Consider the following 14,017-nt stretch of genomic DNA (forward strand, 5'->3'; position numbering starts at 1 on the left):
CGACCAGCCCCTGCCGCCGCCGACGCAGGCACCCGTGCCACCGCCCGCCACGCCGGCGCCCGACTCGCCGCGTGCCCGGCTGGCGGCGCTCCGCCAGGAGGTGGGCAAGGCCGTCGTCGGCCAGGAGGCGGCCGTGACCGGCCTCGTCATCGGCCTGCTGTGCCGCGGGCACGTCCTGCTCGAGGGGGTGCCGGGCGTGGCCAAGACGCTGCTCGTGCGCACCCTCGCGGCGAGCCTCGACATGGCCACGACGCGGGTGCAGTTCACCCCGGACCTCATGCCCGGTGACGTCACCGGCTCCCTCGTCTACGACTCGCGGTCCGCGGAGTTCTCCTTCCGCGAGGGGCCCGTCTTCACCAACCTCATGCTCGCCGACGAGATCAACCGCACGCCCCCCAAGACCCAGGCCTCGCTCCTCGAGGCGATGGAGGAGCGGCAGGTGTCGGTCGACGGCCGTCCCCGCCCGCTGCCGGACCCGTTCATGGTCATCGCCACGCAGAACCCGGTCGAGTACGAGGGCACCTACCCGCTGCCCGAGGCGCAGCTGGACCGCTTCCTCCTCAAGCTGCTCGTCCCGCTGCCCGAGCGCGCGGACGAGATCGAGGTGCTCAACCGGCACGCGCACGCCTTCGACCCGCGTGACCTCGCCGGGGCCGGCGTGCGGCCCGTCGCCGGGCCGGCGGACCTCGCCGCCGCCCGCGAGGAGGTCGCCCGCGTCCAGGTCGCCCCCGAGGTGCTCGGCTACGTCGTCGACATCTGCCGCGCGACCCGCACCTCGCCGTCGCTGTCCCTCGGCGTCTCCCCGCGCGGGGCGACGGCGCTGCTCGCCACCGCGCGTGCCTGGGCGTGGCTGACCGGCCGCGACTACGTCACCCCCGACGACGTCAAGGCGCTCACGCACGCCACCCTGCGTCACCGCGTCCAGCTGCGCGCGGAGGCCGAGCTCGAGGGCGTGACCGCCGAGACCGTCCTCGACGGCGTGCTGCGCACCGTCCCCGTCCCCCGCTGAGCGTCGTGCGACCGCGGCCCACCCGACCCGAGGAGGCGACATGGCGCTGACCCTGCGCACCGTCCTCGTCGCCGCCGCCGGCGTCCTGCCGGTGCTGCTCGTGCCGCGCACGACGACGGTGCTCGCGTGGGCGGCGCTGCTCGTGCTGGCGGTGGCCGCCGACCTCGTCCTCGCCGCCTCGCCGCGGGCCGTGCGCCTCGAGCGGTCGGTCCCGCACTCGGTGCGGCTGGGCGAGCCGGCGACGTCGACGCTCACCGTGGTCAACACCGGCGCCCGCCCCGCGAGGCTGCTCGTCCGCGACGCGTGGGTGCCCTCGGCCGGCGCCGAGCGCAACCGCCACCGCCTCACGGTGCCGCCCGGTGAGGCACGGCGCGTGCGCACCGTGCTGCGTCCCAGCCGGCGCGGGGACCGGGAGGCCGACCTCGTCACCCTGCGCTGCCACGGGCCTCTCGGGCTCGCCGCCCGGCAGCGCTCGCTGCCCGCCCCGGCTCGCCTGCGGGTGCTGCCGGCCTTCACCTCCCGCCGCCACCTGCCCTCCCGGCTGGCCCGGCTGCGGGAGATGGACGGCCGCGCCGCCGTCCAGACCCGGGGCGAGGGCACCGAGTTCGACTCCCTGCGTGAGTACGTCATCGGCGACGACGTCCGCGCCATCGACTGGCGCGCCACCGCCCGCGGCGGCGACGTCGTCGTCCGCACGTGGCGGCCCGAGCGGGACCGCCGCGTCCTCGTCGTCGTCGACTCCTCGCGCCTGTCCGCCGCGCGGCTCGGGGACGCTCCGCGGCTGGAGGCGCAGATCGAGGCGGCGCTCCTGCTCGCGGCGCTCGCCTCGCGGGCCGGGGACCGGGTCGACGTCGTCGCCGTCGACTCCGCCGTCCGGGCCCGGGTGTCGGGGGTGCAGGGGCCGCGCCTCATGTCGGCGCTGGCCGAGGGGCTCGCGACGGTCGAGGCCTCCCTCGTCCAGATGAGCTGGCCCACCGTCACCCAGACCGTGCGCGACGCGCTCTCCCAGCGCTCTCTCGTCGTCCTCCTCACCGCGCTGGACACCGCCGCGGTCATGTCCGACCTGCTGCCCGTCGTCGGGGCGATGACCCGCGACCACCAGGTGGTGCTCGCCTCCGCCGCGGACCCCGAGGCCGAGGAGATCCGCCGCCGGCGCGGCACGAGCGAGGAGGTCTTCGACGCGGCCGCCGCCGAGCGCGCCGCCCTTGAACGGGCGGCCGCGGCGGCCCGGCTGCGCCGGCGGGGCGTCGAGGTCGTCGAGGCGACCCCCGACGACCTCCCGCCCGCCCTCGCCGACACCTACCTCGCCCTCAAGGCCGCCGGCCGCCTGTAGCCCCCTCCCCTCCCCCGCAAACTGCGCATGTGGTGGGTCGGGCGACGCTCCAGGCGGCTGAGACGTCCACCACGTGCGAGGTTCTGGGGGACGGCGGGCGCGGCGGACCGGGTGCGGAGTGCTGGGGGCGGCCTTAGCGTGAGCCTCGTGAAGCGCCGGCTCGTCATCACGGCGGACGACCTCGGGGCGGACGCCGACATCAACGCTGCGATCGTCGACCTCATGCGTGACGGGCTCGTCTCAGCCACCACCCTCATCCCCGTTGCGCCGGCCGCCGAGGACGCCGTCAGCCGCCTCCGCGCCGCCGGCCTCGACGCGCGCCTCCACGTCGCCCTCTCCACGGGGCACGAGTGGGCCGGGTGGCGGCCCCTGGCCCCCGGCGTCGACTCCCTCACCGGACCCGACGGCGCTCTGCCGGTCCAGGGTGGCGTGGCCGAGCACCGGGCCGCCCCTGCCGACGTCACCCGCGAGATGGCCGCCCAGCTGGAGTGGATGCGGTCCGCGGGCCTGCGCCCGCCCGCGATCGACTCCCACTCCGGCACCCTCTACGGCCTGCACGGGCGCTCGCTGGCGGACACCGCCGTCGACTTCTGCGCCACCCACGGGCTGACCTTCCGCCTGCCGCGGCGGCTCGGCCCGGTGCTCGGGATGGCGGCGCGCGGGCTGCGCGGCGCGCACCGCGGAGCGGTGGCCCGCGCCGACGAGCGCGGGGTGCGCCTGCCCGAGGTGCTCGTCAGTGCGTGGCTGCCGGGCCGGCTCACGCTCAGCTACCCGCAGCTGCGCGCCGAGGTCCTGTCCCAGCTGCGCCGCCTGCCACCGGGCACGTCCGAGCTCATCGTGCACCCGGCCCCCCGGTCGGCCGCGGCCCGGCTGCCCGCAGCCGACGGCCGCAAGCGTCTGTGGGAGCTGCGGCTGCTGCGCGACCCCGCCTTCCACCGCACCCTGCGGCGGGAGGGGATCACGGTCGTCCCGGCGTGGTGATCAGCCCGCCTGGGCGAGGGTGTGCCCGGCGAGGTCCTCCTCGAGGTCACCGGTCTCCCCCGCTCGCACCGCACGTCCGCCCAGGACGAGGGCGTAGGCCCAGTAGGCCGCCAGCACGAGGGCACCGATGGCGATCTTGAGCCACCCGGGCAGCCCCGAGGGGGTGACGAAACCCTCGACGATGCCGGAGACGGCGAGCACGAGCACGAGCCCCATCGCCACGACGAACAACGAGCGCCCCTCCTCCGCGAGCGCCCGCGAACGCGTCCGCGGCCCCGGCGCGACCCACGCCCAGAACAGCTTGAGGCCGGCCCCTGCGGCGATGAAGATCGCGGTCAGCTCCATGAGCCCGTGGGGCAGGATGAGCCCGAAGAACACGTCGAGGTGCCCGTGGGCGGCCATGACACCGCCCGCGGAGCCGACCCCGACGGCGTTGGCCACGAGCACGTAGGCCGGGAAGAACCCGGTGATGCCCAGGGCGATGCACTGCGCGGCGATCCACGCGTTGTTCGTCCACACCTGCCCGGCGAAGTCACCGGCGGGATAGTTGGAGTAGTAGGCCGCGAAGGCCTCCTCCGCGTACTGCTCGAGCTCGGCGGGCGAGCCCATGGACGCGAGCGCCGCCGGGTTCGTCGCCACCCACCAGCCGCTGACGGCGCCGACGGCGACGAACGCGAGGCCCACCCACACCGTCCACCAGCGCACCCGGTAGAACGCGGCCGGCAGCGAGAGGAGGAAGAAACGGGCGACGTCGGACAGCCGGGCCTCGTGGGCCCCGGCGATCCGGCCGCGGGCGGTGGCGAGCAGGCCGGAGAGCTCGGAGACGAGCAGCGGGTCGGGGGCCGAGGTGCGCAGCGCCGACAGGTGCCCGGCCGCCGTCTGGTAGAGCGCGACGAGCTCGTCGGCCTCCGCGCCGGCGAGCCGGCTGCGCGTGGACAGCGCACGCAACCGCTCCCACTCCGGGCGGTGCACGGCCGCGAAGGCGTCGATGTCCACGCGGGTACCCTGCCACACATGACCACGCACGCGGCGCACTCCGCAGGCCGTGCGCTGCAGGCGGCACAGCTGCCCGACGACCTCATCATCACCGGGGAGGCCGTCGCGCTGGAGGTCCGTCCCGCCGCGTTCCTCCTGCGGGTGGTCAGCGCCCTCATCGACGCCGCCGCCTACGCGGCCGTGCTCCTCGCCCTCGCGGTCGGGGTCCTCGGCAGCCTCGGCGACGTCAACGAGGCCCGAGCCACCGCGGTGTCGATCGCGACGCTCGCCGGTGTCGTCGTCGTCGCGCCCACCGTCGTCGAGACGCTGAGCCGCGGCCGGTCGCTGGGCAAGCTCGCCACCGGCATCCGCATCGTGCGCGACGACGGTGGCCCCATCAGGCTGCGGCACGCGTTCATCCGTGCGCTCACCGGCTTCGGCGAGCTGTGGCTGACGGCCGGCTCGATCGCCGTCATGACCGCGCTCCTCAACGGCCGCGGCAAGCGGCTGGGCGACCTGCTCGCCGGCACCTACGCCGTGCGCACCCGGGGTGCGGACCGCACGGCACCGCCGCTCCTCATGCCGCCCGAGCTCGAGGAGTGGGCCCGCGGCGCCGACATCCGCGCGATGCCCGACGGCGTGGCGCTGGCCGCGCGCCGCTTCCTCGACCGCACCGGCACCCTCGACCCCGCCTCGCGGGAGCAGCTCGGCCGCCAGCTCGCCGCCCGGGTGGAGCCGCTCGTGGCGCCACCGCCGCCGTGGGGCACCCACCCCGAGCGGTTCCTCGCCGCGGTGCTCGTCGCCCGCCGCGACCGGGAGTACGCCGTGGGCCTGCGCGCGAGAGAGGTGCTCGCCGCGACCACTGCCGAGCTGCGCCGCCTGCCCTTCCAGCTGCGGTGAGCGCGGCGGGGCTCGCCCCCAATCCCATCGATGCGCCCTAGCCTCGAGGGCTAGGACGGAGGACGACATGTGGAGGAAGACGACCGGCCGGTGGCGGCGCGCCCTGGGAGCGCTCGCCGTGGTCGAGCGGCGCAGCCCGGTCCTGCCCGCCGCGGTCCGCTGGCGACGTTTGGAGGCCTCGGGGCCCGTGGCCCACGGCGTGCCCCCGCACCCCGCGCTGCCCGGCGGCGTCGTCCCCACCGATCCCGGCGCCCCCTCCGTGCCCGTCACCGCGCCCGTCGCGGCCGACGCCGTCCTCATCGGCAAGTTCGACCGCGGCCGCCAGGTGCGCATGCGCTCCTTCTACGCCGAGGAGGGCCTGTGCGCCCGCATCCAGGCCGGCTCGCGCCACCCCGAGCGGGAGCACGGCGTGAGCCGCAGCGTCCGCGCCGCTCAGCTGGTCGCCGCGCACCGGCCGGGGCTGGCCCCGGCCATGCGTGACCACGGCACGCTCTTCTCGGGGCGCACCGCCTACCTCGTCGAGGAGGTCGTCGAGGGGCGGACCCCGCGCACACCCACGGAGATCGCCGCGGCGATGGAGGTGGTGGCGGAAGAGCTGTCGGTCCTCCAGCGCGCGGTGGGCGTGACGAGCAAGCCGCTCTCCGCCGTCGTCAACCCGGCCTTCCCCGAGCGCTGGCGTGGCGTCGTCACGGACGGTCACGTCCCGCCCAAGCTCGCTGCCCGGCTGGATCGGCTGATCGCGCGCGACGAGCTGCTGGAGGTCAGCTTCACGCACGGCGACCTCGTCTCCTCCAACGTGCTCCGCGTGGGTGACCGCGTGGTGCTCATCGACTGGGAGTACGCCGGCACCCGGCCCGTGGCCTTCGACCTCGCCAAGATGCACGTCAACGCCGGGCCCGCCGGTCAGGCGCTCGACCGGCTCGACGGCGCCCTCGGCGGGCTGGTGGGCCACACGAGCGGCCACTACTCCCTGGCCGAGCAGCTGGCGCTCGCGCACGTGGTCGTGCTGTCCCGGCTCGAGGCGCGGATGCAGCGCGCCCGGGAGGCGGACCGGCTCGAGCCGCTGCGCCGCCAGACCCACAAGCGGGTCAAGGCGGTCCGCGAGCTGCTCGCCCTGGAGGGCTGACGCTCATCGCCCCGGCCACCGGGTGTGGCTCACTCCGTCCGCCCACTGTGCGCCCGTCGGGCCACTGTGCGCCCGGTCGACCGGGCGCATGGTGAACCCAAGGGGCGCACAGTGCCTGAGGGGTGTGGTGGCCGCCGCGCCGGGGCGCTCTACTCGGTGACCCGGATGATGCCGTGCGCTCCCCGCTCGGCGTCGACCATCGCGTGCGAGACGACGGGGTAGTGCCCGGCCTCGGGCAGCTCGAGCTCGACGAAGCCGCCCTGCGCCGGCACGAGCGGCAACACCTGCGCCCCACCGGACGCGCCACCGATCCCCTCGGGCCCGCCCAGCCGGTAGGCGCCCTCGCTCCACACGGTGTCGAACTGCCCGCCGACGACGTGGAAGGCCGAGCCGCGGTTGGGTCCGGCGGCGAGGACCCACACCCGCACGCGCTCGCCCACGCGGGCGATGAGCGGCTCGTGGTCGTACTGGTTGGCGTAGCCGTTGAAGACGACGAGATCGGGCTGCTCGGACGCGATGGCGTCGGCGTCGGCCGTACCGCCCGCCTCCCCGAGGTAGACCTCGGACTGGACGAGGACGTACTCCCGGTCCACCGGTTCCAGACCCGGTGGGTCGATGACGACGGCACCGACCATGCCCTGGGCGATGTGCATCGACATCGACGCGGTGGAGCAGTGATACATCCAGATGCCCGCCCGCTCGGCGGTGAAGCGGTAGACGAGCGACTCCCCCGGTGCGATGGTGCGCATCGGCTCGTCGGGGGCCAGCGCCCCGGCGTGGAAGTCGATCGAGTGCCCGATGGTGCCGTCGTTGACGAGGGTGATCTCGAAGACGTCGCCGACCGTCCCGCGCAGCGTCGGCCCGGGGTCCGTGCCGTTGAACGTCCACCGCTCCTGCTCGACGCCGGGCGCCACCTCTGCGGTGACCTCACCGACGGTGAGGGTCACCTGGTGGAGCTTCCCGGCGGGCGCCGGAGGCAGCTCGGCCGGGTGGGCGGTGAAGTCCTCGTCCGGTTCCGCGCGCAGGTCCGGCTGCTCGTGCGCGGGGTCGGCCGCGGACGACGACGACGCGTGGTCGCCGTGGTCCGCGGCCGCGGCCGGCGCGGCGCCGACCGCGACGACGTCGAGCGTCATCCCCATCTGCCGGTGCCCGGCGACCGAGCACCAGCCCTCGACGTCCCGCCCGACCACCCCGAGGTCAAGCTCCACGGTCTCCCCGGCCGACATGCGACCCGACCGGACGCCGTTGTCGAGGACGAGGTCGTGGACGTCGTCGTCGGTGTTGACGAGCTCGACGACGAGCCGGTCGCCCGCGGGGACCTCGACGACGTCGGGCACGAAGCGCATGTCCCGGGCCTCCACGCGCACGGTGGTCGTGCGGCCGGTGGCGGCCGCGCCGTCGTCGGCGGAGCTGCCGGTGAGGCCCGCGGCGGCCGGGTCCCCGGCCACCCCGAGGACCACCGCGAGCGCCACCGCACCGACGCCGTACAGCGCACCGAGGCGGCGCGGGACCGGAGGCGGGCCGGTGCTGATGGAGGCCGCGATGACCGCTCCGGAGCTCTCCCTGTCCGCCTGGCGGCGCGCCCACAGCGCGCGACCGAGGAGCACGAGGAAGGAGGCCAGCCCGGCCAGCCCGAGGAGGGAGGTGGTCACCCGCACGAGGCTGGGCAGCGGGAGGACGAAGAGGAGGAGGCTGAGGTTGACGACGACGATCCGGGCGCCGGCGGCACGGTTCATCTCCTCGTCCACGCGACGGACCACGCGCGGGCCTCCGCCGAGCATCACCGGGGCGAGGTAGCTCAGCGCCCCGAGGAGCACCTGGCCGGCGAAGCCTGCGGCGTAGGGGGCGGCGAGGACGCCGAGGCTCTCGCGCAGGGCCGCCCAGTCGGGCGCGGTCGCGGCGAGCACGGCGAGGGTGAGGAGGCAGCCGACGAGCCAGACCACGGCCGTCGTCGCGCTCAGGGTGGCGTAGCTGCGCGGGGGCTTGTCGCGGGCGATGGCAACCATCGGCCGGACGATGAGGACGATGCCGGTGAGGTAGACGGCGACAGCGGGGACGACGAGCAGCCGCTGGCCCGTCGCGGCGGCGACCCAGATGACCGCGAGGCCGGCGACCAGGACGACCATGGCGCGGCGGGCGGCGAGCGGGGCGCCGGGGACCATCTTCGTCCGCAGCATCGTCGGCCACAGGACGACGAGCGTGCCGAGCACGGTCAGCCCCACCCAGCCGAGCAGCATCGTCGTCGTGTGCGCGGTGTAGAGGCGGCCCTCGACCTCGGCCGAGGGCGTGGTCCGCGCGAGCATGACGCCGAGCCACACCCCCACGGCCAGGCACAGCCCGGCGCACACGTAGAAGAGGGACAGCGCACCGAAGCGCGCCATGAGAGCACCCCGCCGCTGGAGGAGGATGACGACGACGTGGGCGAGCGCGACGAGCGTGATCCCGACCCCACCGACGACGACGAGCGGCCACCGGTCCGTCGCGATGCCGACGATGACGCAGATTGCCGAGACGGTGTGGACACCGAGCCGGAGGAAGATCAGCCCCTGCCCGCCGGGTGCGGGCCGGCCGAGGAGGGTGTCGGCGAAGTGGGCGGACCAGATGAGGATCGCCGTCGTCACCGCCCCGAGCAGGGTGAGGTGGACCATGAGGTAGTTCGCCTCGGGGATCCACCGGTGGGCGACGGCCACGACGAAGGCGGCGAGGAACCACGCGACGACGAGCGCGTTGACCGTGACGTGCCACGGCCGGCGGGCCATCGGCGGGCGGGTCGGTCGGCCGAGGTTCATGAGGACGCTCCGTAGCTCGTGCTGACTCTCTCGTCCCGCCGGGGAGCGCGCTCCCGCGAGGGACCGCCCTCACGCCGCGAGCCGGGTTCTTCCCCGCCCCGTCCCTCACCATCCCGCCGGGAGCCGGACTCCTGCCCGCGGGTGGAGGATGACGACGGCGCGGGCGGCGCCGTCGTCGTCGTCCGTGCCGTGAGGGTCGACCAGATCGCGACCGCGACGAAGAGGAGGACCGAGACGATGTTCCCGACCCCGCCTGCCTGGACGGCCCACTCGAGGTCGCGCGCGTCACCGACGGCGAGACGGAAGGCGAGCGTGATGTGCAGCAGGCCGGCCGGAACGAGGAAGGCGCGCCGGTAGGGCAGCGGGCGGCGCAGGACGGCGGGCATGATCACCGGCGCGTGGGCCATGACCATCGAGATGACGAAGCCGAGGAAGAGCGCGTGAGCCGCGGCGTCGTAGGCACGGCCCTCGACCTGGCCGCCGAGGAACCACACGGCCCCGGCGACGCCCAGCCAGACGTAGCCGGCCAGCAGGCAGACCGCGATGAAGCGGGGCAGCCCCGTGGACCGCACGGTGTGGCGGGCCACGTCCTTGACGGCGAGCCACAGGGCCGCGGCGAGGAGCGCTGCTCCGAGGAGGGTGAAGCCGGCGTCGGGCGCGAGGAGGGAGACGACCGCGGCGAGGAGGACGGCGACGGCGATGCCCTGGGCGGTCGTGGCGTCGCGCGGGCTCAGCGCACCGAGGCGGGCCAGCTCGAGGCGCTCGCCGAGGATCGTGAGAACGAGGTAGCCGACGAGCCACGGCATGAGCCCGGGCACCGGGACGCCGCCGAGCCACAGGGCTGCTGCCGCCACGGCCATGAGCTGGCCGAGCGTCTGGACGGCGACGGCGACGGCCGGCTGCCGGGCGAACAGCGGGCGGTAGACGAGGAGCCCGCCGAGCTGGCCGGCCACGATGAGGCCGGCGCCGACGGTGTCGGGCAGGACCGAGACGGTGGCGAGGACGCCGAGGCCGTTGAGCGCGGGGGCCACGTAGCCCCAGGCGCGTCCCAGGGCTACGGAGCGTTCGAGCCCGATGACCGTGCCGACGAAGCCGAGCACCATGAGCGGGCCGTGGACGTCGGCGAGCCGCGCGCCGACGAGGACGTGCGGGAGGCCGAGGAGGGCGAGGGCGGCGTCGAGGCCGGCGAGCAGGCCGAGCCCGCCGAGGAGGAGGAAGGGTAGACGGAAGGACGTACGGGTGAGGACACCGCGGCCGTCAGTCATCGTCCGCCGCCGGTGGGGCGATGCGCAGGAGGCACGCGCCGGGCTCGGCGAAGGCCTCGAGGGTGACGCGCTCGGCCGCGACGCCGTCGTGGGCGAGAAGCTCGCGGGCCATGCCGAGGTGGCTCGTGCACACGATGTCCGGGTGCTCCCGGGCGAGGTCGAGGACGGGGCAGCGGCGCAGGCGCTGGGTGTACCCGCCGTCGGGTTCCGGGGTGGTGCGACAGTCGAAACCGGCGCGGTCGAGCATGTCGGCGAGGCGGGTGACCGAGTCGCGCAGGGCGGCGGGGTCCTCCGCGACGGCGGGAGGTCGACTGTCGGTAACAAGTCCGCTGTCGGCGGGAGGTGGGGTGTCGGCGGTCAGGGGGGTGTCGGCGGCACGTCGCTCATCGGCGGGGAGGGGGCGGTCGATGAGCTCGCGCTCGCGGATGGCGCGGCCCCAGTCGTGGCCCGCGGCCAGCGCCTGGGCGGCGCGCGCACGCCTGTCGGGCACGGCGCGGGCGAGGGCGCCGATGAGGACCTCGGCGAGGACGGCGTACTCCGGGCCGGCGGGGGTCGCGGCCAGCGTCGCGCGGTAGAGGGCGGCAGGACGCCCGCGACCGGCCGAGTGCCGCAGCGTCCGCTCGGTGAGGCCCGCGCGGACGAGGGCGTCGAGGTGCTCGCGGACCGTGTTGGGGTGCTGGCCCAGCGCCTCGGCGAGCTCGGCGACGGTGCGGCGCCCGCCCAGCTCGAGGAGCGCGTCCAGCGTCGTGCGGCGGGCCGGCGAGAGGCCCTCGCGCGCGCGGCCACGTGCCGGCAGCGGTCCCAGGGGTATATCCACGGGACCTACCGTGCTATCCCCCGGCCCGGCCCACCTGGGACCTTGGACCTTGGTCTAGACCAGGACGTGACCCGGACCACTGTGCTGGCGTAGGGTGATGACGGCAGGTCTTTCCCCTGCGCATGGATGCGCGAAAAGAGTTGCCGCGCGTGGTCTCGCGCGTGATCGATGACGACTCACACCCCTGGAGGAACGTTGTCCACAAGAACACCCGGCGCCCGCGCAGGCGTCGCCACGGCCCTCGGGGCGGGGATGCTGCTCGCGTCCGCCGTCCCCGCAGGCGCCACGTCCGCGCCGGAGTCGGCGAACCCGATCGACCACATCGTCAGCACCATGACGGTCGACGAGCTCATCGGCCAGATGACGTGGACCTACGTCTACGGCAACTCCGCCGACGACGCCTCGATGGCCGACCAGAACCAGGCACGCTACGGCGTCGACACCCCGGCGGAGGTCGTCGAGAAGTTCGACCTCGGGGGGGTCCTGTACTTCGCCTGGTCCAACCCCGGCATCGTCAACGACCCCGAGCTGACCGCCGAGCTGTCCAACGGCCTGCAGGCCGTGTCCGTCGGTGACGAGGCCTCCGGCATCCCGCTCGCGACGACGATCGACCAGGAGGGCGGCATCGTCGCCCGCATGGGCGCGCCGATGACGGTGCTCCCCGGCAACATGGCCCTCGGCGCGACCTACGACACCCGGCTCGCCCGCGCGCAGGGCGAGATCCTCGGCTCAGAGCTCGCCGCCGTCGGCATCAACGCCGACTTCGCGCCCGTCGTCGACGTCAACACCAACCCGGTCAACCCCGTCATCGGCGTCCGCTCGATGGGCGAGGACCCGCAGAACGTCGCCACGCTCGGCGTCGCCCAGATCGAGGGGATGCAGTCGCAGGGCGTCGCCGCCGCCGCCAAGCACTTCCCCGGCCACGGCGACACCGAGACCGACTCCCACACCGGCCTGCCGATCGTCACCTACGACCGCGAGACCCTCGACCAGCACCTCCTGCCCTTCGAGGCCGCCATCGACGCGGGCGTCGACATGATCATGACGGCGCACGTCATCGTCGAGGAGCTCGACGCGGAGATGCCGGGCACCCTCTCCCCCGCCGTCCTCACCGGCCTGCTCCGCGAGGAGCTCGGCTTCGACGGCCTCATCACGACCGACGCCCTCGACATGGCCGCACTCAAGCAGCTCCCGGACAACCCGCTCGACGACGGTGACATCGCCGTCCTCGCCATCCAGGCGGGCTCCGACATCCTCCTCATGTCCCCCGACGTCCCCGCCACCTTCGAGGCGGTCAGCGCCGCCGTCGAGTCCGGGGAGATCACCCGCGAGCGCCTCGAGGAGTCGGTCACCCGCATCCTCGAGTGGAAGCAGGAGCGCGGCGTGTGGGAGGAGGACCCGAGCGTCCCCGTCGACGAGGTGATGGACGTCGTCGGCACCGCCGAGCACACCGCCACCGCCCAGGAGATCTCCGAGCACGGGGTCACGCTGGTGCGCAACGAGGACAGCCTGCTGCCCCTGGACCCGGAGGAGGACTCGGTCCTCATGGTCGGGTCCGGCAGCGCGTGGCCCGAGCGGATGGGCCCGATGCTCGCCGAGCGCGGCTTCGAGGTCACCGAGGACTACGAGAACGGCGCGTCCCCGAGCGCGGAGTACCGGGAGCGTGCCGTCGCGGCGGCCGCGGACCACGACGTCGTCGTCTTCGCCTCGTACAACGCGAGCGGCAACGTCGCCCAGCAGGAGATGGTCGCGGCGCTGGCGGAGACCGGCACACCGGTCGTCGTCGTCGCCACCCGCAACCCCTACGACGCCAACGTGCTGCCCGGCGCCGACGCCGTCCTCAATATCTACGGCTGGAACAACGTCAACTTCCACGGGGCCGTCGCCGCGCTCGCCGGCGACGTCAACCCGAGCGGCCGGCTCCCGGTCAACATCTGGGACGCCGCCGGTGAGGAGATCCTCCACGAGATGGGCTTCGGGCTCAGCTACGAGGACGAGGAGCCGCAGGAGCCGACGCAGCGCTACGGCTTCTTCCTCACCAACGGCTGGGCGGGCGGCGACGCCGACTACGCCTTCCAGTACGGCCGGCACACCGACGAGGTCCTCGTCGGTGACTGGGACGGGGACGGGCGCGACTCGATCACCGTGCGCCGCGGCAACCAGTACTTCGTCAACAACGCTCCCACCGGCGGGCCGGCGGAGAGCGTCGTCACCTACGGCACCGCGGACGACGTCGTCCTCGTGGGCGACTGGGACGGCGACGGCACCGACACCCTGGCGGTGCGTCGCGGGGCCACCTACCACGTGAAGAACTCCCTGCGTGGCGGGGACGCCGACCACGTGGTCGTCTACGGCCGCGAGGGTGACGCCGTCGTCGTCGGCGACTGGGACGGCGACCGCCGCGACACCTTCGCCGTGCGCCGCGGGAAGGTCTACCACGTGAAGAACGTGATCGCCGGAGGCGACGCGGACACCGTCTTCGCCTACGGGCGCGAGTCCGACGTCACCCTCGCCGGTGACTGGGACGGCGACGGCCGCGACACCTTCGCGGTGCGCCGCGGCCGCGACTACCACGTGTCCAACACGCTGCGTGGTGGCGAGGCCGAGCAGGTCATGCGCTACGGGCGCGAGGGCGACGAGGTGTTCGTCGGTGACTGGGACGGCGACGGCCGCGACAGCATCGGCGTGCGCCGCACCCCCGCCGCCTGACCCACGGCACGCCCGCGAGGCCCCGCACCACACGGTGCGGGGCCTCGTGCGTGGACGCCCCGACGGCGAGGGGCGGCGTAGCGTGGGGGTGCTCGGTCGACCCTCACCCAGGC

Annotated in this window: 10 protein-coding genes; 6 read left to right on the forward strand and 4 right to left on the reverse strand. The window is 74.8% G+C overall.

Going from position 1 to position 14,017, the window contains the following annotated elements:
• The first annotated feature begins 10 nt into the window (after window positions 1-10).
• The 3 genes from DSZ44_RS10920 to DSZ44_RS10930 all read left to right on the forward strand — a co-directional run bounded on the left by DSZ44_RS10920 (window position 11) and on the right by DSZ44_RS10930 (window position 3,323).
• On the forward strand, window positions 11-1,009 hold the full coding sequence (locus DSZ44_RS10920; RefSeq protein ID WP_502530288.1) for an AAA family ATPase: 999 nt from the start codon (window positions 11-13) through the stop codon (window positions 1,007-1,009).
• A gap of 40 nt (window positions 1,010-1,049) precedes the next feature.
• Window positions 1,050-2,342 carry a DUF58 domain-containing protein gene (locus tag DSZ44_RS10925; RefSeq protein ID WP_110852667.1) on the forward strand — a complete coding sequence of 431 codons (1,293 nt, stop codon included), beginning with the start codon at window positions 1,050-1,052 and terminating at the stop codon, window positions 2,340-2,342.
• A gap of 147 nt (window positions 2,343-2,489) precedes the next feature.
• Window positions 2,490-3,323: a carbohydrate deacetylase gene (locus DSZ44_RS10930; RefSeq protein WP_181424610.1), complete on the forward strand. Its 834-nt coding sequence runs from the start codon at window positions 2,490-2,492 to the stop codon at window positions 3,321-3,323.
• On the opposite strand, the gene DSZ44_RS10935 is transcribed toward DSZ44_RS10930, so the two are convergent.
• On the reverse strand, window positions 3,324-4,319 hold the full coding sequence (locus tag DSZ44_RS10935; RefSeq protein ID WP_110852723.1) for a stage II sporulation protein M: 996 nt from the start codon (window positions 4,317-4,319) through the stop codon (window positions 3,324-3,326).
• An 18-nt stretch (window positions 4,320-4,337) separates the two neighbouring features.
• On the opposite strand from DSZ44_RS10935, the gene DSZ44_RS10940 reads away from it, so the two are divergent.
• Together DSZ44_RS10940 and DSZ44_RS10945 are read left to right on the forward strand one after the other, a co-directional pair.
• Window positions 4,338-5,198, forward strand: a complete 861-nt coding sequence (locus DSZ44_RS10940; RefSeq protein ID WP_110852669.1) for an RDD family protein — start codon at window positions 4,338-4,340, stop codon at window positions 5,196-5,198.
• 67 nt (window positions 5,199-5,265) lie between these two features.
• A complete protein-coding gene (locus tag DSZ44_RS10945) occupies window positions 5,266-6,324 on the forward strand; it encodes a phosphotransferase (RefSeq protein WP_110852670.1) in 1,059 nt (352 codons plus the stop codon).
• A gap of 149 nt (window positions 6,325-6,473) precedes the next feature.
• On the opposite strand, the gene DSZ44_RS10950 is transcribed toward DSZ44_RS10945, so the two are convergent.
• The 3 genes from DSZ44_RS10950 to DSZ44_RS10960 are packed head-to-tail and all read right to left on the reverse strand — an operon-like array spanning window position 6,474 to window position 11,195.
• A complete protein-coding gene (locus DSZ44_RS10950) occupies window positions 6,474-9,113 on the reverse strand; it encodes a multicopper oxidase domain-containing protein (protein ID WP_258369427.1) in 2,640 nt (879 codons plus the stop codon).
• Window positions 9,110-10,378 (reverse strand): DUF8744 domain-containing protein, encoded by a 1,269-nt coding sequence (locus DSZ44_RS10955; RefSeq protein WP_220035166.1) that lies wholly within the window; start codon window positions 10,376-10,378, stop codon window positions 9,110-9,112. The genes DSZ44_RS10950 and DSZ44_RS10955 overlap by 4 nt, the downstream gene beginning before the upstream one ends.
• A complete protein-coding gene (locus tag DSZ44_RS10960) occupies window positions 10,371-11,195 on the reverse strand; it encodes a helix-turn-helix transcriptional regulator (RefSeq protein WP_110852671.1) in 825 nt (274 codons plus the stop codon). The genes DSZ44_RS10955 and DSZ44_RS10960 overlap by 8 nt, the downstream gene beginning before the upstream one ends.
• Before the next feature lie 195 nt (window positions 11,196-11,390).
• Here DSZ44_RS10960 and DSZ44_RS10965 point away from each other — a divergent pair, with 195 nt between their 5' ends.
• Complete coding sequence (locus tag DSZ44_RS10965; protein WP_258369429.1) at window positions 11,391-13,904, forward strand: glycoside hydrolase family 3 protein; 2,514 nt, start codon at window positions 11,391-11,393, stop codon at window positions 13,902-13,904.
• The last annotated feature ends 113 nt before the right edge of the window (window positions 13,905-14,017 follow it).

It is taken from the genome of Georgenia satyanarayanai (assembly GCF_900116375.1).
In the GTDB taxonomy this organism is placed as follows: domain Bacteria; phylum Actinomycetota; class Actinomycetes; order Actinomycetales; family Actinomycetaceae; genus Oceanitalea; species Oceanitalea nanhaiensis.